This is a genomic window from Sulfitobacter sp. M13, assembly GCF_053474885.1.
Genome location: NZ_CM130281.1, coordinates 401,629 through 423,523 on the forward strand (window position 1 = coordinate 401,629; position 21,895 = coordinate 423,523).

The window sequence follows — 21,895 nt, forward strand, 5'->3', positions numbered from 1 at the left end:
TCACTTAATTCAGTGGGTTAAATGATATGGATACGATATTCGCCCAAGCCACAGCGCAGGGGCGGGCCGGTGTTTGCGTCATTCGTATCTCGGGCCCGCAGGCTTTTTTAATCGCAAATGCCATCGCATCGCCCCTGCCAGCAGTGCGCCAAGCCGCGGTTCGCGCGGTCAGCGACGCCGAGGGGCAAATCCTTGATCGCGCGTTGGTTCTCACGTTTAAGGGGCCTAACAGTTTTACCGGCGAAGACACGGTAGAGTTGCACCTACACGGGAGTATTGCGGTAGTGCGGGCTGTGCTACGATTACTCTCCGGCTTCGACAACGCTCGCCTCGCGGAACCTGGCGAATTTACGCGTCGAGCGATGGAGAACGGTAAGCTTGATCTCACCCAGGTCGAAGGCTTGGGTGATTTGATCGAGGCGGAGACTGAGGTTCAGCGCAAGCAAGCGTTACGCGTTCTGTCCGGTCACTTGGGCCAGAAAGTTGACATCTGGCGCGAAAAACTAATACGCGCCGCTGCTCTGCTCGAAGTAACCATCGATTTCGCTGACGAGGATGTCCCGGTGGACGTTTCGCCGGAAGTGACTGCGCTTCTTACTGCGGTGAATGCCGACATTTCAAAAGAACTTGCAGGTACACACACCGCCGAACGGATCAGAACCGGATTTGAGGTCGCTATTATCGGACGACCGAATGCTGGTAAGTCGACTTTACTGAATGCTCTGGCGGGACGCGATGCTGCGATCACCTCGGCTGTTGCGGGCACGACGCGTGATATCATCGAGGTCCGGATGGATCTAGGCGGATTACCTGTCACACTCCTTGATACTGCCGGTCTACGAGAGGGCGCCGACGAGGTTGAAGCGATCGGAATTGACCGCGCTAAACATAGAGCTCAACAGGCAGACCTACGGGTCTTTTTGGTTGAGCAAGGCGAGGAGCTTCCTGTTTCTCTTATCCCCGATGATATTATCTTGCGCCCGAAGGCCGATCTTTTAGACGACCCAAAGGGGGCAATATCAGGTGTCACCGGGCAGGGCGTAAAGCAACTCGTTGATAGAATTCAAGAAATTCTAAGTGTTCGGAGCTTGAACGCCGGATTGGCCACGCATGAGCGTCATCGCGTTGCATTGCAGAAATCTGCCGAAGGTCTGGCATCTGCGATGTTGGTACTGGATCATGGGCCTGATCAATATGATATAGCGTCAGAAGAACTGCGCCATTCGATTCGTGCGCTTGAGGCGTTGGTTGGTCGGATTGACGTGGAAAATCTGCTAGATGTAATCTTCTCGAGCTTTTGCTTGGGTAAATAGATTGGAAAGTTTCACGTGAAACATTTTGATGTCATTGTTATTGGTGGTGGGCATGCCGGCGCCGAGGCTGCGCATGCGTCGGCACGTTTAGGTGCAAGTACCGCTTTGATAACAATGTCGCGCGATGGAATCGGCGTGATGTCCTGTAACCCTGCAATCGGCGGATTGGGAAAAGGGCACCTTGTGCGCGAAATTGACGCGATGGACGGCGTGATGGGCCGAGTTGCGGATAAGGCCGGCATTCAGTTTCGTCTTCTTAATCGTCGCAAGGGCCCAGCCGTACAGGGACCGCGCGCCCAAGCAGATCGCGCCATATATCGTCGCGAAATGCTTTCAGAGACCGAACAGCAAGCCAATCTTGAGATTATTGAGGGCGAAGTCACCGACTTTATCGTTACAAACGGGCGCGTAGGCGGAGCTGTGCTGTCCGATGGATTGAAAATTTCTGCGGCGGCGGTTGTTCTGACCACTGGCACGTTCCTTCGCGGCGTTATTCATATCGGTGATGTGTCACGCTCTGGTGGCCGAATGGGCGATAAGGCCTCCGTTGATCTCGCAAAACGTATCGATTCATTTGACCTGCCACTTGGGCGTTTGAAGACAGGAACGCCACCGCGGCTAGATGGTCGGACCATTGACTGGGAGAAGCTTGAATCCCAGCCAGGGGATGCCGAGCCTGTGCTTTTTTCGTTCTTGTCTAAAGCGACATCAGCGCCCCAAATTGCTTGCGGCATCACCCATACGAATGAGAAAACCCACGACATTATTCGCAGCAACCTCGCGCGTTCCGCGATGTATGGCGGTCATATAGATGGTGTTGGCCCGCGCTATTGTCCCTCGATCGAGGATAAGGTCGTAAGGTTTGCCGATAAGACCTCTCATCAGGTGTTTCTAGAGCCTGAGGGCGCTGACGACCACACCATTTATCCGAACGGTATTTCTACATCTTTACCCGAAGATGTGCAGCTTGAGTACGTACGTTCTATGGTCGGATTAGAGCGGGTTGAGATCATCCAGCCTGGTTATGCGATTGAATACGACTACGTAGACCCTCGGGCCCTTGACCTGACGCTCGCCGTGCGAAGCGTGCCGGGCCTTTTCTTGGCGGGTCAGATTAACGGAACGACCGGTTATGAAGAGGCTGCTGCGCAAGGATTGGTCGCTGGGTTGAACGCCGGGCTACTGGCTCAGGGCAAGGAAGCAATTACCTTTAGCCGGTCGGGAAGCTACATCGGGGTGATGGTTGATGACCTTACAACGCGGGGTGTAGCCGAGCCTTATCGGATGTTTACATCGCGAGCCGAATTCCGCCTTTCGCTTCGCGCGGATAATGCAGACCAGAGATTGACGCCGATTGCTATGGCATTGGGTGTCGCCGGTGCGGAGCGGATCGAGAGCTTTCAGACTAAGATGGCCAAAATCGAAGACGCTATGGAGATGCTTACCAAGTCTGCTTACGCCTCTAAGACCATTGAGTCTGCTGGGATTAAGGTTAGTCAAGACGGGTCCAAGCGAACTGGCTTTGAGCTTCTGGCGTTCCCAGATGTGACGTTCGAACACCTCATTAAGATTAGCTCTGAGCTTGAGATTATCGAGCCCCAAATTCGGCGACAGGTCGAACGCGACGCACTGTACGCACATTACATTGTGCGGCAGAAGAGGGATATAGACCTTCTACAGAAGGACGAAGCACATGTTATTCCTATTGAATTTGATTATAGTTCGATAGATGGGTTGTCTAATGAACTGAAATCGAAACTATCGCTTTCCCGGCCCGGAAACCTTTCACAGGCGGCCCGGATTGATGGCATGACTCCATCTGCGCTAACACTGCTACTATCACATCTAAAACGTGACAGCCGAAAGAAGTCAGCATAATGATCGGATCAGATGGCGATGTTTCACGTGAAACATTGAATAAGCTTCAGCATTTTGCAGGTCTCGTAGAAAAGTGGACAGTGAAGATCAATCTCGTTTCCAAGGCAAGCGTGTCCGAGCTTTGGGATCGGCATATTCAAGATTCTATTCAGCTTTACGCGCACGCACCAAAGGCAGACCATTGGGTCGATTTGGGAAGTGGCGGCGGGTTCCCGGCAATAATACTAGCGTTGATGGCAGAGCAAGAGGGACGGGATACTAGGTTCACCCTGGTTGAAAGCGATCAGAGAAAGTGTGTATTTCTGCGCACGGCAATTCGTGAGCTTAGTCTCAGCGCGTCGGTGGTAAATGACCGGATTGAATCAATCGAGCCGCTATCGGCAGATGTGCTTAGCGCACGAGCTCTCGCTGATCTATCTACCCTAATGGGATTTGCCAGCCTTCATATGAGCCCATCTGGAACTGCGCTCTTTCCGAAAGGCGAAAATTGGCGCGAGGAGCATAACGCGGCGAAATTGAAGTGGGCCTATACCTACGAGGCGATCCCGAGTAAGACGAACAGCTCAGCTGCAATCCTTAAGATCAAGGAAATCAATCATGTCTGACCTGTCTAGGCCATCAGGACCAAAGATTATTGCGATTGCGAACCAGAAAGGCGGCGTGGGAAAAACCACAACGACGATAAATTTGGCTGCCGCATTGGTCGAGCAAAAGCAACGCGTTCTCGTGATCGACCTTGATCCGCAGGGGAATGCCTCAACGGGTTTGGGTATCGAACTCGATGATAGAGAGTTTACAACATACGAACTGCTGCTCGAAGATATCGATCTGGACCAAGTTATCATGTCAACCGAAACGGAGGGCCTGCACATCGTTGCTGCGACGGTCGATCTCAGTTCGGCTGATATGGAGCTTATCTCTAACGAAAAGAGAAGCTTTCTATTGCATGACGCATTGCGTCAGACCCAAATGGACAGCTACGCCTTTGATTATATCTTAATCGACTGCCCCCCATCGCTGAACTTGTTGACGGTGAACGCGATGATCGCGGCGCATTCAGTTCTGGTCCCACTGCAAAGCGAATTTTTTGCTTTGGAAGGGCTCTCGCAGCTTATGCTTACAATCCGAGAGGTCAGGCAGAACGGTAATAAAGATCTTCGGATCGAGGGGGTTCTTCTGACGATGTATGATCGGCGGAATAATCTGTCTCAACAGGTTGAGCAGGACGCCCGAAGTAATCTGGGTGAACTGGTATATAGAACTGTCATCCCGCGGAATGTCCGCGTCAGCGAGGCACCAAGCTACGCGATGCCGGTTCTTAGCTATGATAGCGGATCGAAAGGTGCCAAGGCGTATCGCGATCTCGCGCGAGAAGTACTGGCGAATAGTGTTATATAAATAAGGGGTCAGGCAATGGCAGATAGAGACAAACGACGCGGTTTGGGTCGCGGATTGTCGGCTTTGATGGCAGATGTAGCGGAGACACAAACGGTGGCATCAGAAGGCGCAGCGGAACAGTATGTTCCGATCGAAAAAATCTCTCCTAACCCGGAGCAGCCGCGCAAGCGATTTGATCCACAGGATCTGGAGGATCTTGCGAATTCGATCCGAGAAAAAGGGGTCATCCAGCCGCTGATCGTGCGCCGCCGCGAGGACGGAACATTCGAGATTGTTGCCGGCGAACGGCGCTGGCGTGCGTCGCAAATGGCGCAGCTGCACCAGCTGCCGATCATTGTCCGCGAATTTACCGACGTCGAAGTTCTTGAAGTCGCGATTATCGAAAACATTCAGCGCGCGGACCTCAACTCGATCGAAGAGGCTGCAGGTTATCGCCAGCTGATGGATCGTTTCGGGCACACGCAGGAAAAAATGGCCGAAGCCCTGGGTAAAAGTCGAAGCCATATTGCCAACTTACTGCGGCTTTTGAACCTGCCTGAAAATGTGCTGGAATTGGTGCGGCAGGGTGATCTGACGGCTGGACACGCACGGACCTTGGTTCCGTCAAAGAACCCCGAAAAGCTTGCGAAGCAGATTATTGCGGGCGGCTTGTCGGTACGGGCTGCCGAAGCTTTGATTAAGAAAGAGCATCAGGCAGAAAATGGTGGTGTTGAAAAACGCACCGCTCGACCGACTGGTGAGAAAGATGCAGACACCCGCGCACTTGAAGGCGATCTTTCGGCGAATCTGGGCCTGAAAGTAACGCTGAACCATAAACCCGGGCAGGAAGCCGGCCAGATGGTACTGCATTACACGACCATGGATGAGCTGGACGAACTCTGCCAACGTTTGTCGGCTTCTTAATCGGACAATAGCTCGGCCAGGATAGCGTTCAGCACCATAAAACCCTGATCAGTGACAAAAAGCTGATCATGAACCCTAGAAATCATCCCGATGTCCTGCATCTGGGTGATTTTTTTTGTCGATAGGGGGGCACCCGCGAGGGCCTCGTAACGTCGAAGGTCAACACCTTCTTTCAAGCGCAGGCCCATCATCAAAAACTCGCTGCCTTGATCCTCGGTGGTAAGCAGCTCGCGGGGTTTTTCTGTGGCTCCACTTACGCTCGCGTCGAGCCAGCGTTTGGGGTTGCTGAAGCATTCGGTCGCAAATCGATTGCCATTCTGGGTCAAACGTCCATGCGCCCCGGGGCCGATACCCAGATAATCGCCGTACCGCCAGTAGATGAGGTTATGCCGCGATTGGGCGCCGTCGCGCGCATGGTTAGACACCTCGTAAGATGGCATACCCATCTCTCCGCAGATGTCTTGGGTTGCTGCATACATATCGGCACCAAGGTCATCAGTGGGAAGCCCTCGAAGCTTTCCGATCGCGTAGCGATCCCCAAAGGCGGTGCCTTGTTCGATCGTCAATTGGTACAAAGACATATGGTCTATCGCGAGGGATAGGGCCTGCTTCAGTTCGGCCTGCCAGTCGACCAAGGTCTGGTTCTGGCGCCCATAGATAAGATCAAAGCTGACGCGGTCGAATGTCGTGCGGGCAATATCGAACGCTGCCAGTCCCTCTGCGATGGTATGAATTCGCCCAAGCCGTTTCAGGTCAGCGTCGTTCAGCGCCTGTATCCCCATCGAAATACGGTTAACGCCGGCCTGCCGGAAAGCGGCGAAGCGATCGGCCTCGACCGAGCCTGGGTTCGCTTCAAGGGTAATTTCCAAGTCATTAGCTGTTGGCCAAAGGCGCCGAATTGCGGCAATGACGTCCGCGACGACATCAGGGTCCATCAAGCTTGGGGTGCCGCCGCCGAAAAAGACAGCGTTCAACACACGTCCTTGGGTTTCGGCTGCGCCGCGTTCCAGCTCTGACAGATAGGCGTCACGCCAAGCGCGTTGGTCGATTGAGCGACTAACATGGCTGTTAAAGTCACAATAGGGGCATTTAGCCTCGCAAAATGGCCAATGGATATAAAGGCCAAATCCGCCCTGACGCCAATCCTCAGTCAAAGCAGGCAGAAATCAGTTTGGCGAAAGCATCCGCACGGTGGCTGATTGCGTTTTTCGCGTCGGCGGACATTTCGCCGAAGGTTTGATTGTGTCCATCGGGCTGGAACATTGGATCGTAGCCGTGACCGATTTCGCCACGGATTGGCCAAACGAGGGAACCGTTAACCCGACCTTCGAAAATCTCTTCGTGGCCGTCTGGCCAGACCAACACCAATGTCGCGCAGAACCGAGCACGACGGGGATGGGGGGCGTTTGCCTCTTCCAACAGGTTATGGGTCTTGGTCATTGCCATGACGAAATCACGCCCGTTCGGCGTTTCGGACCAGTCGGCAGTGTAGACACCGGGGGCACCGTCCAGCGCTTCGACCTCTATGCCGGAATCATCCGCAAGGGCAGGGAGGCCTGTCGCCTCGACTGCCGCACGTGCTTTGATGCGGGCATTGCCGATAAAAGTGCTTTCGGTTTCTTCAGGTTCGCCCAGGTTCATTTCGGCGGCACCTTTGACAGAGACGCCGAAGGGGGCGAAAAGCTCTGTCATTTCTTGCAGTTTGCCCGCGTTGTGGGTGGCGACCAAAATCTGGTCGCCAGTAAATTTGCGGGTCATGCGGTGGCTGCCTTTTGCATCTCAACCAGCTCTGCCACGCCCTTTTCAGCGAGGTCCATCAGCTGGTTCATCTGGTCGCGTGAATAGGTAGAGCCTTCGGCGCTCATCTGGATCTCGATCAGCTTGCCAGTGCCGGTCATGATAAAGTTACCGTCAACGCCCGCTTCGGAATCCTCGGGGTAGTCGAGGTCGAGCACGGGCTGTCCCGCGTAGATACCACAACTGATCGCCGCGACCGGATCAACCAGCGGGTCGCTGATGACATCACCGGCCTTCATGAGTTTGTTTACCGCGAGCTTCAATGCGACCCAACCGCCCGTGATAGACGCACAACGTGTGCCACCGTCGGCCTGCAGCACGTCGCAGTCGATGGTGATCTGGCGTTCGCCCAAGGCACTGCGATCCACACCGGCGCGCAGGGCACGGCCGATAAGACGTTGAATTTCAACGGTGCGCCCGCCTTGTTTGCCCATCGCGGCCTCGCGGCGCATACGGGTGTTGGTAGCGCGCGGCAGCATGCCGTATTCGGCGGTGACCCAACCCAGACCGGAGCCTTTGATAAACGGGGGCACGCGGTCTTCGATCGTTGCTGTACACAGCACGTGGGTGTCGCCCATCTTGATCAGGGCCGATCCTTCGGCGTGTTTGGTAAAGCCGGTTTCAATCGACACGGCACGCAATTCATCAAGTTTCCGACCAGAGGGGCGCATAGGTAATTCCTTTTCCATTTGCCTTTGGGGATAACTCTGCGTTGCGGCGCGATGCAACCCCGATTGACGTTTGCCCCCTGACGCACATACTTCTGACTATATGGACAAAGCACCAACAGTTTTAGAAGAAATGAATGATCGCTCGCGTGAAGTTTTCCGCCGCGTGGTCGAAGGCTATCTGGCCAATGGGGACCCTGTGGGGTCGCGCACGCTGACCCGTGATTTCAGCGAAAAGGTCAGCGCAGCCACCATTCGCAATGTGATGCAGGATCTTGAATATATGGGCCTGCTTGGCAGCCCCCATGTCAGCGCGGGCCGTATCCCGACGCAGATGGGCCTGCGGATGTTCGTTGACGGCATGATCGAGATTGGCGACCCGACAGAAACCGACCGCGAAAAGATTGATGCGACCGTTGGCAACAACAACGCCGATGTCGGCGGTATCCTTGATCGCGTGGGGTCGGCATTGTCCGGCGTGACACAAGGCGCCTCGCTCGTGCTGACGCCAAAGCACGAAGCGCCGATTAAGCATATCGAATTCGTTTCACTGTCTCACGACAGGGCGCTGGTCGTTCTGGTGTTTTCGGACGGTCACGTGGAAAACCGCTTGTTCACCCCCCCGCCGGGCCAGACCCCCAGCAGCATGCGCGAGGCCGCGAATTTCCTGAACGCGCTGGTCGAGGGGAAGACCATCTCGGAATTGCAGCGCACCATCGCGCATGAGATCAGCCAGCGGCGCCAGCAGATCGACATTCTGGCGCAGCAACTTGTCGAAAGCGGGCTGGCCTTGTGGCAGGGTGAGGGCGAGACACCCGAGCGATTGATCGTGCGGGGGCGGTCGAATCTGATCAACGCCGAAGGCGAGGCAGAGAACGTCGAATTGATCCGCCAGCTGTTTGACGACCTTGAACGCAAGCGGGACATCGCCGAATTCCTCGAATTGGCCGATGCGGGCGACGGTGTGCGCATTTTTATTGGTTCTGAGAATAAACTTTTTTCACTTTCGGGTTCCTCTCTGGTGGTTTCCCCTTATATGAACGCTGATCGTAAGGTGATCGGGGCGGTCGGAGTGATCGGCCCCACGCGCCTGAATTATGGACGTATCGTGCCGATTGTGAATTACACGGCGCAGCTGGTTGGAAAGCTGATTTCGAACCGCAGCTAGAGGTGAATTATGGCAGAGCCGAAAGAGAACGAATTTCTGGATGATATCGATGACGCAGAGGCCGAGGCCTATGCTGATGAGATGGCCGAAATTGACGACGAAGCGTTGGAACTGGACGAATTGCGTGCCGAACGCGACCAGTTTAAAGACCGCTTTATGCGCGCCTTGGCCGACGCAGAGAACGCGCGCAAACGGTCTGATAAAGACCGTCGCGAGGCCGAGAACTATGGCGGGTCAAAGCTGGCCCGCGACATGCTGCCGGTTTACGACAACATGAAACGCGCATTGGAAGCCGCCACGGAAGAGCAGCGCACCATCTCTGGTCCGTTGCTGGAAGGCATCGAGCTGACGATGCGTGAATTGCTGAGCGTGTTCAAAAAGCACGGCATGGAAGTTATCGCACCTGAAGTGGGCGAAAAATTTGATCCTCAGCATCACCAAGCGATGTTCGAGGCCCCCGTGCCTGGTACCAAAGCAGGCGATATCATTCAGGTCGCCGCGGAAGGTTTCATGTTGCACGACCGTTTGCTGCGTCCGGCGCAGGTTGGCGTATCCTCTACCCCCGCAGGGTAAACGCCCGGGATAGAGCGGCCCTTCGGGGAGGATTTAAATCCATTTGGAAATGAGGGAGGCGGTCAGTTTTTGGCCGCCTCTTTTAGTTTGTACATCCATTCGAGTGCTTCACGTGGAGAGAGCTCATCGGGAATGATGTCTGCCAGCGTCTCTTCCAGCTTTGAGGTCTGTTTCGGTTGCGGCGCGGGTGTAGGGGCCACGGCGAACAGCGGCAGGTCGTCAATCAAAGTCTTCTGGGTTGCGCCGCCTTCGCGTTCGCCTTTTTCCAACGCTTCAAGCACGACGCGGGCGCGGGCAATGACGGAGGCAGGCAATCCGGCAAGCTGCGCAACCTGCACGCCATAAGACCGATCGGCAGCGCCCTTTTTGACTTCGTGCAGGAAGATAACCTCACCATCCCACTCCTTGACTGCGACGGTGGCATTATCGACCCCGTCCAATTTGTTCGAAAGGGCGGTCATCTCATGGTAGTGCGTGGCAAAGAGCGCACGCGAACGGTTGATGTCATGCAGATGTTCCAGCGTGGCCCAAGCGATGGACAGGCCGTCATAGGTCGCGGTGCCGCGCCCGATCTCATCCAGGATCACCAGCGCACGATCGTCCGCCTGATTGAGGATCGCGGCGGTTTCGACCATTTCGACCATAAACGTGGAACGCCCCCGTGCCAGATCGTCAGAGGCGCCTACGCGGCTGAAAATCTGGCTGATCAGGCCGATATGGGCGCTGGCGGCAGGCACATAGCTGCCCATCTGGGCCATCAAAGCGATGATCGCGTTCTGCCGCAGGAAGGTCGATTTACCCGCCATGTTGGGGCCGGTCAGCAGCCAGATGTTCGCGTTGTCACCATCGGCCGACAGGGTGCAATCGTTGGCAATAAACGGGCTGCCCGATTGCTGGGCCAAAGCACGTTCCACTACCGGGTGACGGCCACCCTGAATGTCGAAGGCACGTGAATTATCGACGCGGGGTTTCACCCAGTTCTGAGACTGTGCAAGCTCGGCCAGCCCAGCAGCCAGATCAATTTCTGCCAGTCCGGCCGATGCCACGCCGATGGGGCCTGAGTGGTCCAGAATGGCACGTTTCAGCGTTTCATAGAGCCGCTTTTCGATCTCTAACGCATGGTTGCCCGCGTTAAGGATCTTGGTCTCCATTTCAGAAAGCTCCACGGTAGTGAAACGGACCTGATTGGCTGTGGTTTGACGGTGGATAAAAGTATCCGTCAGCGGCGCCGACAGCATCTTTTCGGCATGAGTCGCTGTGACCTCGGCGAAATAGCCAAGCACATTGTTGTGTTTGATCTTGAGCGTAGAGATACCGGTGAGCGTGACGAAATCCTGTTGCATCTGCGCAATGACACTGCGGCCTTCGTCGCGCAGGGTGCGCACTTCGTCGAGCTCGCTGTTGTAACCGGGCGCGATAAACCCGCCATCGCGGGCGAGCAGGGGCGGCTCTGCGATCAAGGCTTCGTCCAGCAGGTCGATCAGGTCGTCATGGCCGGAGAGCCCTTTGGCGGCTTGGGCCAGCAGATCAGGTAGGGTGGCGGTTTGCATTTTTTCTGCCAATTGCCCTGCTTCGGTCAAGCCATTGCGGAGGGCTGCAAGGTCGCGGGGGCCACCACGATCAAGCGACAGGCGCGACAGGGCGCGGTCCAGATCAGGCACATTGCGCAGGTGCTGGCGGATATCGCTACGGATGGTCGGCGTATCATAGGCAAAGGAAATGGCGTCCAGACGGGCTTGAATCGTCTCTAACACACGCGAAGGCGACGAAATGCGCCGTTCGAGCAGGCGCGCACCACCTGCCGTTACGGTCTTGTCCATCACCGACAGCAGCGTGCCCGAACGACCACCCGTCAACGCGTGGGTCAGTTCAAGGTTGCGCCTTGTGGCGGCGTCGATCTGCACGCTGCGTGCCTCTGCTTCTTTTTGCGGCGGGCGGAGCAGGGGCAGTTTGCCTTTTTGCGTGATCTCAAGGTAGTCGATGATCGCGCCCATGGCGGAGATATCGGCGCGTTCAAAGCTGCCGAACGCATCCAGAGACCCGATACCAAACAGATCGCAGACCCTTTTCTCGGCCCCGCTGCTATCAAAGGCGGAACGGGCGATTGGGGTAAGTGCGATATCAAAATCAGACACTAAATCGCGCAAATCGGCCTCTTTCGCCTCTGACACGATCAGCTCTGACGGGGCCAGACGTGCCAGTTCGGGGCCGAGACGCGACAGGGTCAGGGGCATGACGTGAAACGCGCCGGTAGAGATATCAACCCACGCCAATGCATGGCCGTCGCGTACCTCTGCAAAAGCTGCAAGATAGTTGTGGCGCCGCGCTTCGAGCAGGGATTCTTCGGTCAAAGTACCGGGGGTGACCAGCCGCACGACATCGCGTTTGACCACCGACTTATAGCCGCGTTTTTTTGCCTCTGCCGGGCTTTCCATCTGTTCGCAGACCGCGACGCGAAACCCCTTGCGGATCAGCGTCAGCAAATATCCTTCGGCGGCATGTACCGGAACGCCACACATGGGGATATCTTCGCCGCCGTGCTTGCCGCGTTTGGTCAGGGCAATGTCCAGCGCCTCTGCTGCCGCGACGGCATCGTCAAAGAACATCTCGTAGAAGTCGCCCATACGGTAGAACAGCAGCGCTTCGGCGTACTGGGATTTGAGCTCTAGATATTGCGCCATCATTGGCGTGATTTTTTCTTCGGTCACTCTGCGCCCCCGGTTCGAGTTAACGCTGTGTACAAAACCGCGCCCCCAGACGAAAGGGCGGACCGACCACTGCGCGCACGGGGTCGCCGCGACGTCGCCCAAAGCGTGAGCGCCATCATGATTGTGTGAAGGGGCGATCGGCGATATCAAGCGAGAAACCAAGAGGAAAGCCGTTCCAGTGAACAAAAACCGTATTACGCCAGAAGAGGCGCTAGCCTTTCACCTTGAACCCACACCCGGCAAGTTCGAGATCACCGCGACCGTCCCTATGACGACCCAGCGAGATCTGAGCCTTGCCTATTCCCCCGGTGTCGCCGTCCCGTGCGAGGCCATCGCCGAGAACCCCGAACTGGCGTATGACTATACCAACAAGGGCAATTTGGTCGCGGTGATTTCTAACGGGACGGCGGTTCTGGGGTTGGGTAACCTTGGTGCGCTGGCGTCAAAGCCGGTGATGGAAGGCAAATCGGTGCTGTTCAAACGGTTCGCCGATGTGAACTCCATCGACATCGAACTGGATACCGAAGACCCCGAAGCGTTCATCAATGCGGTCAAGCTGATGGGCCCGACGTTCGGCGGGATAAACCTTGAGGATATCAAGGCGCCTGAGTGTTTCATCATCGAACAGCGCCTGAAAGAAGAGATGGACATCCCCGTCTTTCATGATGACCAACACGGAACGGCGGTAATCTGTGCCGCGGGGCTGCTGAACGCCTTGCGCATTTCGGGCAAAAAGATCGAAGACGTGCAGATCGTTTTGAACGGTGCCGGCGCGGCGGGGATCGCCTGTCTTGAGCTTCTCAAGGCGATGGGGGCCAAGCATAACAACTGCATTATGTGCGACACTAAAGGCGTGATCTATCAAGGTCGTACCGAAGGCATGAACCAGTGGAAATCGGCCCACGCCGCACAGACTGATCTGCGGACCCTGGAAGAGGCGATGAAGAACGCGGATGTGTTCCTTGGCGTGTCTGTCAAGGGCGCTGTGACGCCCGCGATGGTCGCCAGCATGGCCGATAATCCGGTGATCTTTGCGATGGCAAACCCCGATCCCGAAATCACCCCCGAAGAAGCACACGAAGTCCGCGCCGACGCGATTGTCGCCACAGGCCGCAGTGACTACCCCAATCAGGTAAATAACGTGTTGGGCTTTCCCTATCTGTTCCGCGGGGCGCTCGATATTCATGCGCGCGCCATCAACGACGAGATGAAGATCGCCTGCGCCCACGCGCTGGCCGATCTTGCGCGCGAGGATGTGCCGGACGAAGTGGCGCTCGCCTATGGCAAGAACCTCACCTTTGGTCGCGATTACATTATCCCGACGCCGTTTGACCCGCGATTGATCCACCGTATTCCGCCGGCCGTTGCACGTGCAGGGATGAATACCGGTGCCGCGCGGCGCCCGATCATCGATATGGACGCCTACGAGCTGAGCCTGAAGTCGCGCATGGACCCGACGGCGAATATCCTGCGGGGGATCAATGCCCGTGCCCGCGCCAATCAGGCGCGGATGATCTTTGCCGAGGGCGATGACCCCAAGGTCTTGCGCGCGGCGGTCATGTACCAACGCTCCGGTCTGGGCAAGGCGCTGGTGGTCGGGCGGCTTGACGACGTCAAGGCCAAGCTGACCGCCGCAGGAATGGAGGATGCACACCGCGAGCTCGAGATCGTGAACGCGGCCAATACCCAGTATCTGGATACGTATAAGTCATATCTTTACAACAGGTTGCAGCGCAAAGGGTCGGACAGCAAAGACATACACCGTCTTGCAGCACGAGATCGTCACGTGTTCGCCGCATTGATGCTGGCACATGGGCATGGCGACGGTCTGGTGACCGGTGCGACCCGTAAATCTGCGCATGTGCTTGAACGGCTGAACCACGTGTTCGACGCCAACGCCCAACATGGCGCCGTCGGCATTACCGCGTTGCTGCACAAGGGGCGGATCGTATTTATCGGCGATACGCTGGTGCACGAATGGCCAAACGAAGAGGATCTGGCCAACATTGCCGAAAAAGGGGCTAAGGTCGCGCGTCACATGGGGCTTGAGCCTCGGGTTGCTTTCGTCAGCTTCTCTACCTTTGGCTATCCGGTTTCCGAGCGGGCGGAAAAGATGCAGCGCGCCCCCGATGTGCTGGACGCCCGCGGCGTTGAATTCGAATACGAAGGCGAGATGACCGTTGATGTCGCGCTGAACGCCGAGAGCCAGAAGAACTATCCGTTCTCGCGTTTGACGGGGCCTGCGAATATTCTGGTGGTCCCCGCGCGACATTCCGCGAGCATTTCTGTGAAACTGATGCAGGAAATGGCGGGCGCCACTGTGATCGGGCCGATTTTGACCGGTTTGGACAAATCGATCCAGATTTGTTCGACGACATCCACGGCGAACGACATTTTGAACATGGCCATTCTAGCAGCCTGTAAGGTCGGCGAATGATCTGGAACCTCGGCTCTATCAACGCAGATAACTTCTACTATCTGCGGCATTTGCCTGCGCCGGGGGAAACAATTGCCGCGCATGATTTCCGGCAGGGTTTGGGCGGGAAGGGGGCCAATATGTCGGTCGCCGCCGCCCGTGCCGGCACGCGCGTCACGCATATCGGCGCCGTGGGGCCGGATGGCAAATGGGCCGTGGAACGATTGCTGGAATATGGTGTCGAGACGCAGCATATCAGCGTGATCGATACGGCCACCGGCCATGCGAATATCTGTGTTGCTGATGATGGTGAAAACGCTATCGTTTTGTTTTCAGGGGCCAATCACGAAATCACCACCCAGATGATCGGTGCCGCTTTGTCCGAGGCGTCGCCGGGTGATTTTCTGCTCATGCAAAACGAAACATTGGGCCAACGCTTTGCCGCGCGCACTGCGCATACGCTGGGATTGCGCGTGGCCTATGCCGCCGCACCCTTCGATGCGGAGATCGTGGCGGAGGTATTGCCAGACATCGATCTCCTTGTGCTAAACGAAGTCGAAGCTGCCGCGCTTGAGAAAGCCGTTGGCACCAGCATCGACGCCCTGCCGATCGACGATATTATCGTAACCTTGGGCGCCGAGGGCTGCAAATGGGTCTCTAAACAGGCAAAATCAGTGATGAATTTCCCTGCCTATCCCGTGATTTCCGTCGATACGACGGGCGCAGGCGACACGTTTACCGGTTATCTCATAGCCGCATTGGATCGCAAACTTTCAATGCAAGATGCGATTATACTGGCGATGCAGGCGGGTGCCTTGATGGTGACGCGTCAGGGAACGGCCGACGTGATCCCGGACCTCAAAGACATCCAGGACCATGGTTTCGACGGTGATTGAACCCAACGATTAACGCTGGGTTAATACTTATTTTACGAACGGAGCAGCACTACCCCAAAGCTGTTTCACGCGCTGGTCGCGCCCGCAGCCGTTACGATAGCGTTTATATGCGACGGACTTTTTCACACCCAACCCGACGCTGGTAAAGGCAAGGCGTTCATCGCTTTTGTAATAGTCCTGATGATAGGCATCGGCGGGATAGAACGCAGTTTTTCCCAAGATCGGGGTAACCACGGTTTTCCCTAAAGCGGCCTGAGCCTGTGATTTCGCGTTCTCTGCAGCGGCTTTCTGGCCGGCACCATCCGCAAAGATCGCAGTGCGATAACTGTCGCCGCGGTCGCAGAATTGCCCACCGGCATCGGTCGGATCGACCGAGCGGAAGAACATCGCCAGCAATTGGTCGGCAGAAACAACCGCAGGATCATATTGGATCTGCGCCGCTTCATAGTGGCCCGTTCCGCCCGCGACGACCTGCTTGTACGTCGGGTTCTTCACATTTCCGCCCGCGAAACCGGATACAACTTCTTTGACGCCCTTCACGGCTTCGAAATCGGATTCGACGCACCAAAAGCAGCCTCCAGCAACCAAAAGCGTCTCTGTTCCGGCGGCTTTTGCGGTTGTCGCCTGTGCCGCGAGGCCCAGACCGATGGCGGCGCTCAGCACGATCAGGCGCATATTTGTGGCAATACTCATGAATACTCTCCATCATTTTTTCAAACCGTGACGCCAATAGCGCCGCGAGGCAACTCAGGTGCCCGTGATGTCACGCCCTAGTGATGTAGGTTTCACCCTTGGCCCCGTGGCGTGAAGTTCTTAGCGTCAACCGCAAAGAAGGAGCAACTTGATGCAAGATCACGTCACCACACACCAAGCCCAAGAAGATGCCCGTAACGAAGACATCTTGATCTATTTAAACGGCCGGATTGTCCCCAAGGCGCAGGCGGTTGTCAGCGTCTATGACAGCGGTTTCATGTTGGGTGACGGAATCTGGGAAGGGCTGAGGCTTTATGATGGTACATGGGCCTTCCTAAGCGATCATTTCGACCGCCTGTTCGAAGCCGCAAAGGCCATTGATCTGGACATCGGGATGACACGTGAGCAGCTCGTTTCCGCATTGTTAGAGACCCAAAGCGTCAATGGAATGACCACAGACGCCCACGCGCGATTGATGATCACCCGTGGCCCTAAAACGCGGCCGTTCCAGCACCCGTCGCTGTCGCAATCCGGCCCCACAATCGCGATCATAATGGAGCATTCCCGGCCCAATATGCCGCGCCCGATCCGGCTTGCTACCGTGCCCCATATGCGGGGGCTGCCGATGACCCAGGACCCGAAACTGAATAGTCATTCAAAATTGAATTGTATCCTTGCTTGTATTGCCGCGGAAAAAGCCGGTGCCGACGAGGGTTTGATGCTGGATATTAACGGGTTCGTGAATACAACAAACGCCTGTAATTTTTTCATCGTCGGCAAGGGGGAGGTTTGGACCAGCACTGGCGACTACTGCATGAATGGGATCACCCGTCAGAAAGTGATCAATCTGTGTCGCGCCAACGACATCCCCTGTTTTGAGCGGAACTATTCGCTTGTCGACACCTATGGTGCCGACGAGGCATTCTTGACGGGCACCTTCGGCGCGCAAACCCCCGTCGCGATGATCGATGGTCGCCAGATCGGCGACGGCGAAATGGGGCCTGTGACCAAAAAACTACGCGAATTGTACAAGGCCCTCATCGCAAAGGAATGTGCCTGATGCGTATCGCAATGTGGTCCGGCCCGCGTAATCTAAGCACGGCGATGATGTATAGTTTCGGCAATCGCGCTGATTTCACCGCGATGGATGAGCCGTTCTATGCACCCTATCTTAAACAAACCGGCATTAACCATCCGATGCACCAAGAAATCATCGCGCACCATGAATGTGACCCTGCCAAAGTCGCGGCGCAGTGCGCGCTCGCCGGCACCCCACACCGCTATATGAAGCATATGCCGCATCACATGATTGACGGCTTTCCGATGGATTGGGCCAAAGGCTGTGTCCATGTCCATCTGATACGCCATCCTGCGCACGTAATTGCCAGCTATACTGCAAAGCGAGAAGCACCGAATTTTAACGATATCGGCTATGGTCAACAAACCGCGCTTTTCGATCAAATTGGCGGAATGGTGATTGATTCAGCAGATATCAGGGCGAATCCGGAACAGATGCTGCGCAAACTTTGCAGCGCAATCGACCTGCGTTTCGATCCCGCTATGCTGTCTTGGGCCGCCGGTCCCCGCGCAGAAGACGGGATCTGGGCAGCGCATTGGTACGGTGCCGTTCATAAAAGCACCGGGTTCGCCGGGGCCGAAGGGCCTCTGCCTACGCTCACCGGTGAGGCGGAAATGCTGTGCGCGCAGGCAATGCCCCATTACCAAAAGCTTTATGATCAAAGACTTAGGTGAGTAATGGCTAGAAAATGGCGGAGTATCGAAACTAAATCTCTGTGGTTGGCGTGTCTATCAGACAAGTTCAACACAACCTGGAGATTTAACATGAAGATGTTTGCAGCAACCGCACTGTCCCTCACGCTCGTCGCGGGCACGGCTTTCGCCGCAGCCCACAGCAACGCTATGGTAGAAGCGATGGATCAAGATGTGTCCAACGGCGTCGTCAGCGCCGATAAAGTGATGGCATCGGAAAACGGTTGGATGGTCGTGCACCGCACCGATGCAGAGATGAAGCCGGGCCCGGTCGTCGGCTACGCACCCTTGCGTGCCGGTGAGAACATCGACGTCAGCGCCATTCTGCAAGAAGACGTTAAATCCGGCGATATGCTGATGCTTATGGTCCACTCAGAAGAGGGCGGCATGAAAACCGGTGGCTTCGAATACACTTTGGGCGCAAAGGAAGACGGCCCTATCAAGCCTGATGGTAAATTGGTGATGACGGTCATCACTGCCGAATAAACCGGTATGAATTAAAGAAAAGGCCCGGAGAGATTATGCTCTGTCCGGGCCTTTTTCATCCTAACCTTTGAGGCGTTTGTCGCGTGCCGCCAAAAGCTTGAGTCGAAGCGCGTTCAACTGAATGAAGCCCGCAGCGTCTTTTTGATCATAGGCACCAGCGTCATCTTCGAACGTGACATGCGCTTCGGAATATAGCGAATGCTCCGACCAGCGGCCAACCGTGCGGACATGGCCTTTGTACAATTTCAATCTAACTGTACCGGTCACATGTGTCTGGGAGGCATCAATCGCGGCTTGCAGCATGGTGCGTTCGGGGCTGTACCAAAAACCATTATAGATCAGCTCTGCATAACGCGGCATCAGCTCGTCTTTTAGGTGCATCGCGCCGCGGTCGAGGGTAATCGATTCGATGCCGCGGTGTGCTTCGAGCAGCAATGTCCCGCCGGGGGTCTCATAGATCCCACGGGACTTCATACCGACAAAGCGCCCCTCAACAAGATCAAGGCGGCCGCAGCCGTGCTTGCCGCCAAGTTCGTTCAATTTAGCCAAAAGTGTCGCTGGCGACATGTTTTCGCCATTGATGCTGACCGCATCGCCACCTTCAAAACCAACTTCGACATATTCGGGCGTGTCGGGTGCCTGCTCTGGCGAAACCGTACGCTGATAAACATATTCGGGTGCGTCCACGGCCGGATCTTCCAGCACTTTTCCTTCGGAGGACGTGTGAAGGAGATTTGCATCCACACTAAAGGGTGCTTCGCCACGTTTGTCTTTTGCCACGGGGATCTGATGTTTTTCAGCAAATTCGATCAATTTCGTCCGGCTGGTCAGATCCCACTCACGCCAAGGCGCGATTACTTTGATGTCAGGGTTCAAGGCATAGGCAGCCAATTCGAAACGGACCTGATCATTGCCCTTGCCCGTCGCACCATGCGCAACCGCATCGGCTCCGGTTTCGGCGGCAATTTCAACCAAGCGTTTAGAAATCAACGGCCGAGCGATCGAGGTGCCCAACAGGTAAAGCCCTTCGTAGACGGCATTGGCGCGAAACATCGGGAAGACGAAATCTCGCACGAATTCTTCGCGGACATCTTCGACATAGATTTCCGACGCGCCCATCATTTCGGCTTTGGCGCGGGCAGGCTCAAGTTCTTCGCCTTGGCCGAGATCAGCGGTAAAGGTGACCACTTCGCAGCCATATTCGGTTTGCAGCCATTTTAGGATAATCGAGGTATCAAGCCCACCAGAATAGGCGAGCACAACTTTTTTGGGCGCGGACATGATGTTTCCTTTTCGGTTTGCACCGCGAAGTACCTGTTTTCCATGGTATGAGCAAGATTGAAGGCTGCGTTGACCGCACCGGCGCGGGATCGTATCGAAAGGTATCCAACGCAAAGGTCAATGAAATGACGGATCTGTTCAAAACTGCGGCTCGCAGCGCTACGCTATCGATGCGCGAGGTGTTTCCCGCCACCCCATTGATGCGCAACGAACATTTGTCCGAAAAATATGACGCGGATATTTGGTTGAAGCGAGAAGACCTAAGCCCGGTCAGGTCATATAAGCTGCGCGGCGCGTTCAACGCGATGCGCAAGGTGATCCCCGAACAGTCGGTTTTTGTTTGTGCAAGCGCAGGAAATCATGCCCAAGGTGTTGCATTTATGTGCAGTCATTTTGGTGTGAAGGGCGTTATATTTATGCCCGTAACGACCCCTCAGCAGAAGATCCAGAAAACAAAAATCTTTGGCGGGCTTCAGGTGGAGGTGCGGCTGGTTGGGGACTATTTTGATAAAACCCTGCAAGCGGCGCAGCAATATTGCACGGAAGAGGGCGCTCATTTTCTGTCTCCTTTCGATGATGAAGATGTCATCGAGGGGCAAGCCTCTGTTGCGGTTGAAATAGAAAAGCAGTTGGGCCGTGTTCCGGACCACATCATGCTGCCCGTTGGCGGCGGCGGATTGTCGTCGGGGATCTACAGCTATTTTCAAGATACATGTCGATATAGCTTCGTTGAACCTAAAGGTGCGCCTAGTTTAGCTCGGGCATTGGTGGCTGGAGCTCCTGTTGATGTATCTCCTATCAATAGTTTTGTTGACGGTGCCGCTGTGGCAAAGATTGGTGAGCGTAATTTTAAGCGATTGCGCACTGTGCCGGTTGAGAGCGTGATCCACCTGGCCGAAGATCGCATCTGCGTCACGATCATTGAAATGTTGAACGTCGAAGGCATCGTCCTTGAGCCTGCCGGAGCTCTTTCAATTGAAGCCTTGGGTGAGGTTTCTGAACAGATAAAGGGCAAGACCGTCGTCTGTGTCGCATCAGGCGGGAACTTTGATTTTGAACGTCTCCCTGAGGTAAAGGAACGGGCTCAGCGCTATTCTGGGGTTAAGAAATACTTCATCCTGCGGATGCCGCAGCGGCCCGGTGCGCTGAAGGAGTTTCTGGGCATTCTAGGGCCTGACGATGACATTTGCCGTTTCGAATATCTGAAAAAATCAGCACGTAATTTCGGGTCAGTTCTTATCGGGATCGAAACGCGCAGTTCCGATAGCTTCGCTCCTTTCTTGTCACAGCTTAACGCAGCCGGGTTCACCTATACCGACATCACGAATGATGAAACTTTGGCGCAGTTTGTGCTATAGCGCGGGATTTTGACCCACAGCTTGTCAGAAACTGCAGCTTGGATTTCTCGTAGATGGTAAAAAGGTCCTCTATAAGGGGCTGCATCGATTTGCCTAACGCGAGTTCTTTTTCCGCGCGCAGGCAATGTTCCGAAAACTCGATAAAACCTAAGCTCAGCGCACTTCCTTTAACGAAATGAAGAGTGTCTCGAATGGTTTTAGTAGCCCTGCTGTCCCGAAGTTTGCTTTTTGCTTCTTCTACCTCCAAAAAAAAAACCACGATAATTTCTTCGAATGCGCTGGGGCCAACAGCTTCTTTCAGCACAGAGATTTGCTCCCAGTCGATCAACGATTCGCCTCCTTTTCTGCGGTCACCCTGACGCGAAAACCTTAACAAATAGTTCCGTCTGCTTATCTGATCGTAGCGATCAATCTTTTAGCGCTGGCTGCTGCGTCTGATGAATGAATGCCTTGGAACCGAGGAAGGCCCCATCGCAGGGGCTATCGTCCGTCTGCGCGAGGCGCGGTATCAATGGCTTCGTCACGGATAATATTAGACAGGATTCACGGTATCTTAATCCGACATCCCATAGGCTTCCGATAAGAGATA

Annotated in this window: 20 protein-coding genes; 13 read left to right on the plus strand and 7 right to left on the minus strand. The window is 55.4% G+C overall.

Going from position 1 to position 21,895, the window contains the following annotated elements:
* Positions 1-26 precede the first annotated feature (26 nt).
* From mnmE to ACVBAU_RS01885, 5 genes are all read left to right on the plus strand, one after another.
* Complete coding sequence (mnmE, locus tag ACVBAU_RS01865) at positions 27-1,313, plus strand: tRNA uridine-5-carboxymethylaminomethyl(34) synthesis GTPase MnmE (protein ID WP_448327568.1); 1,287 nt, start codon at positions 27-29, stop codon at positions 1,311-1,313.
* Positions 1,314-1,328: 15 nt separating this feature from the next.
* Positions 1,329-3,191, plus strand: coding sequence for a tRNA uridine-5-carboxymethylaminomethyl(34) synthesis enzyme MnmG (gene mnmG, locus ACVBAU_RS01870; protein ID WP_448327570.1), 1,863 nt, complete (start codon positions 1,329-1,331; stop codon positions 3,189-3,191).
* Positions 3,191-3,796 (plus strand): 16S rRNA (guanine(527)-N(7))-methyltransferase RsmG, encoded by a 606-nt coding sequence (gene rsmG / locus ACVBAU_RS01875; RefSeq protein WP_448327572.1) that lies wholly within the window; start codon positions 3,191-3,193, stop codon positions 3,794-3,796. Before mnmG ends, rsmG begins: the two co-directional genes overlap by 1 nt.
* On the plus strand, positions 3,789-4,589 hold the full coding sequence (locus ACVBAU_RS01880; protein WP_138924633.1) for a ParA family protein: 801 nt from the start codon (positions 3,789-3,791) through the stop codon (positions 4,587-4,589). The genes rsmG and ACVBAU_RS01880 overlap by 8 nt, the downstream gene beginning before the upstream one ends.
* A gap of 66 nt (positions 4,590-4,655) precedes the next feature.
* Positions 4,656-5,492 (plus strand): ParB/RepB/Spo0J family partition protein, encoded by an 837-nt coding sequence (locus ACVBAU_RS01885; RefSeq protein WP_335744727.1) that lies wholly within the window; start codon positions 4,656-4,658, stop codon positions 5,490-5,492.
* Here the strand turns inward: ACVBAU_RS01885 and hemW are convergent.
* Genes hemW through rph form a run of 3 tightly spaced genes read right to left on the minus strand, consistent with a single transcriptional unit; the run spans position 5,489 to position 7,960 of the window.
* On the minus strand, positions 5,489-6,646 hold the full coding sequence (gene hemW / locus ACVBAU_RS01890; RefSeq protein WP_448327574.1) for a radical SAM family heme chaperone HemW: 1,158 nt from the start codon (positions 6,644-6,646) through the stop codon (positions 5,489-5,491). The genes ACVBAU_RS01885 and hemW overlap by 4 nt on opposite strands.
* Positions 6,639-7,250, minus strand: a complete 612-nt coding sequence (gene rdgB, locus ACVBAU_RS01895; RefSeq protein WP_138924630.1) for an RdgB/HAM1 family non-canonical purine NTP pyrophosphatase — start codon at positions 7,248-7,250, stop codon at positions 6,639-6,641. The genes hemW and rdgB overlap by 8 nt, the downstream gene beginning before the upstream one ends.
* Positions 7,247-7,960: a ribonuclease PH gene (rph, locus tag ACVBAU_RS01900; RefSeq protein ID WP_138924629.1), complete on the minus strand. Its 714-nt coding sequence runs from the start codon at positions 7,958-7,960 to the stop codon at positions 7,247-7,249. The genes rdgB and rph overlap by 4 nt, the downstream gene beginning before the upstream one ends.
* Positions 7,961-8,090: 130 nt before the next feature.
* On the opposite strand from rph, the gene hrcA reads away from it, so the two are divergent.
* Together hrcA and ACVBAU_RS01910 are read left to right on the plus strand one after the other, a co-directional pair.
* Entirely contained in the window at positions 8,091-9,125 is a 1,035-nt protein-coding gene (gene hrcA / locus ACVBAU_RS01905) for a heat-inducible transcriptional repressor HrcA (protein ID WP_138924627.1), read from the plus strand.
* Positions 9,126-9,134: 9 nt separating this feature from the next.
* Positions 9,135-9,698: a nucleotide exchange factor GrpE gene (locus ACVBAU_RS01910; RefSeq protein WP_138924625.1), complete on the plus strand. Its 564-nt coding sequence runs from the start codon at positions 9,135-9,137 to the stop codon at positions 9,696-9,698.
* A 62-nt stretch (positions 9,699-9,760) separates the two neighbouring features.
* Here the strand turns inward: ACVBAU_RS01910 and mutS are convergent, their stop codons facing one another.
* Entirely contained in the window at positions 9,761-12,382 is a 2,622-nt protein-coding gene (mutS, locus tag ACVBAU_RS01915; RefSeq protein ID WP_138925213.1) for a DNA mismatch repair protein MutS, read from the minus strand.
* A 202-nt stretch (positions 12,383-12,584) separates the two neighbouring features.
* Here mutS and ACVBAU_RS01920 point away from each other — a divergent pair, with 202 nt between their 5' ends.
* Together ACVBAU_RS01920 and ACVBAU_RS01925 are read left to right on the plus strand one after the other, a co-directional pair.
* Positions 12,585-14,843, plus strand: a complete 2,259-nt coding sequence (locus ACVBAU_RS01920; protein ID WP_448327578.1) for an NADP-dependent malic enzyme — start codon at positions 12,585-12,587, stop codon at positions 14,841-14,843.
* Complete coding sequence (locus ACVBAU_RS01925; protein WP_448327579.1) at positions 14,840-15,718, plus strand: ribokinase; 879 nt, start codon at positions 14,840-14,842, stop codon at positions 15,716-15,718. Before ACVBAU_RS01920 ends, ACVBAU_RS01925 begins: the two co-directional genes overlap by 4 nt.
* 27 nt (positions 15,719-15,745) lie before the next feature.
* Here the strand turns inward: ACVBAU_RS01925 and msrA are convergent, their stop codons facing one another.
* Entirely contained in the window at positions 15,746-16,411 is a 666-nt protein-coding gene (gene msrA, locus ACVBAU_RS01930; protein ID WP_138924622.1) for a peptide-methionine (S)-S-oxide reductase MsrA, read from the minus strand.
* Positions 16,412-16,562: 151 nt separating this feature from the next.
* Here msrA and ACVBAU_RS01935 point away from each other — a divergent pair, with 151 nt between their 5' ends.
* The 3 genes from ACVBAU_RS01935 to ACVBAU_RS01945 all read left to right on the plus strand — a co-directional run bounded on the left by ACVBAU_RS01935 (position 16,563) and on the right by ACVBAU_RS01945 (position 18,667).
* Positions 16,563-17,471 carry a D-amino acid aminotransferase gene (locus ACVBAU_RS01935; protein WP_448327581.1) on the plus strand — a complete coding sequence of 303 codons (909 nt, stop codon included), beginning with the start codon at positions 16,563-16,565 and terminating at the stop codon, positions 17,469-17,471.
* A complete protein-coding gene (locus tag ACVBAU_RS01940) occupies positions 17,471-18,163 on the plus strand; it encodes a sulfotransferase-like domain-containing protein (protein ID WP_335744732.1) in 693 nt (230 codons plus the stop codon). Before ACVBAU_RS01935 ends, ACVBAU_RS01940 begins: the two co-directional genes overlap by 1 nt.
* A gap of 90 nt (positions 18,164-18,253) precedes the next feature.
* Positions 18,254-18,667, plus strand: a complete 414-nt coding sequence (locus tag ACVBAU_RS01945; RefSeq protein ID WP_093732771.1) for a DUF7282 domain-containing protein — start codon at positions 18,254-18,256, stop codon at positions 18,665-18,667.
* A 60-nt stretch (positions 18,668-18,727) separates the two neighbouring features.
* Here ACVBAU_RS01945 and ACVBAU_RS01950 read toward each other — a convergent pair whose 3' ends face one another.
* The gene (locus ACVBAU_RS01950) at positions 18,728-19,948 is read right to left on the minus strand and encodes an argininosuccinate synthase (RefSeq protein ID WP_138924619.1); all 1,221 of its coding nucleotides are present in this window, start codon (positions 19,946-19,948) and stop codon (positions 18,728-18,730) included.
* Positions 19,949-20,073: 125 nt separating this feature from the next.
* Here ACVBAU_RS01950 and ilvA point away from each other — a divergent pair, with 125 nt between their 5' ends.
* Positions 20,074-21,306: a threonine ammonia-lyase IlvA gene (gene ilvA, locus ACVBAU_RS01955; RefSeq protein WP_335744771.1), complete on the plus strand. Its 1,233-nt coding sequence runs from the start codon at positions 20,074-20,076 to the stop codon at positions 21,304-21,306.
* Here the strand turns inward: ilvA and ACVBAU_RS01960 are convergent.
* Complete coding sequence (locus ACVBAU_RS01960) at positions 21,269-21,634, minus strand: Hpt domain-containing protein (RefSeq protein ID WP_335744733.1); 366 nt, start codon at positions 21,632-21,634, stop codon at positions 21,269-21,271. The two genes, ilvA and ACVBAU_RS01960, sit on opposite strands and share 38 nt — an antisense overlap.
* Positions 21,635-21,895: the final 261 nt, after the last annotated feature.

What these genes read in the sequence shown, in the direction of transcription:
- rph (WP_138924629.1), bottom strand. Translation starts at nt 7,960, where the DNA reads ATGCGCCCCTCTGGTCGGAAACTTGATGAATTGCGTGCCGTGTCGATT.
- ACVBAU_RS01925 (WP_448327579.1), top strand. Translation starts at nt 14,840, where the DNA reads ATGATCTGGAACCTCGGCTCTATCAACGCAGATAACTTCTACTATCTG.
- ACVBAU_RS01940 (WP_335744732.1), top strand. Translation starts at nt 17,471, where the DNA reads ATGCGTATCGCAATGTGGTCCGGCCCGCGTAATCTAAGCACGGCGATG.
- ACVBAU_RS01945 (WP_093732771.1), top strand. Translation starts at nt 18,254, where the DNA reads ATGAAGATGTTTGCAGCAACCGCACTGTCCCTCACGCTCGTCGCGGGC.
- rdgB (WP_138924630.1), bottom strand. Translation starts at nt 7,250, where the DNA reads ATGACCCGCAAATTTACTGGCGACCAGATTTTGGTCGCCACCCACAAC.
- ACVBAU_RS01880 (WP_138924633.1), top strand. Translation starts at nt 3,789, where the DNA reads ATGTCTGACCTGTCTAGGCCATCAGGACCAAAGATTATTGCGATTGCG.
- ACVBAU_RS01935 (WP_448327581.1), top strand. Translation starts at nt 16,563, where the DNA reads ATGCAAGATCACGTCACCACACACCAAGCCCAAGAAGATGCCCGTAAC.
- rsmG (WP_448327572.1), top strand. Translation starts at nt 3,191, where the DNA reads ATGATCGGATCAGATGGCGATGTTTCACGTGAAACATTGAATAAGCTT.
- ACVBAU_RS01885 (WP_335744727.1), top strand. Translation starts at nt 4,656, where the DNA reads ATGGCAGATGTAGCGGAGACACAAACGGTGGCATCAGAAGGCGCAGCG.
- ilvA (WP_335744771.1), top strand. Translation starts at nt 20,074, where the DNA reads ATGACGGATCTGTTCAAAACTGCGGCTCGCAGCGCTACGCTATCGATG.
- ACVBAU_RS01950 (WP_138924619.1), bottom strand. Translation starts at nt 19,948, where the DNA reads ATGTCCGCGCCCAAAAAAGTTGTGCTCGCCTATTCTGGTGGGCTTGAT.
- mutS (WP_138925213.1), bottom strand. Translation starts at nt 12,382, where the DNA reads ATGATGGCGCAATATCTAGAGCTCAAATCCCAGTACGCCGAAGCGCTG.
- msrA (WP_138924622.1), bottom strand. Translation starts at nt 16,411, where the DNA reads ATGAGTATTGCCACAAATATGCGCCTGATCGTGCTGAGCGCCGCCATC.
- ACVBAU_RS01910 (WP_138924625.1), top strand. Translation starts at nt 9,135, where the DNA reads ATGGCAGAGCCGAAAGAGAACGAATTTCTGGATGATATCGATGACGCA.
- mnmE (WP_448327568.1), top strand. Translation starts at nt 27, where the DNA reads ATGGATACGATATTCGCCCAAGCCACAGCGCAGGGGCGGGCCGGTGTT.
- hrcA (WP_138924627.1), top strand. Translation starts at nt 8,091, where the DNA reads ATGAATGATCGCTCGCGTGAAGTTTTCCGCCGCGTGGTCGAAGGCTAT.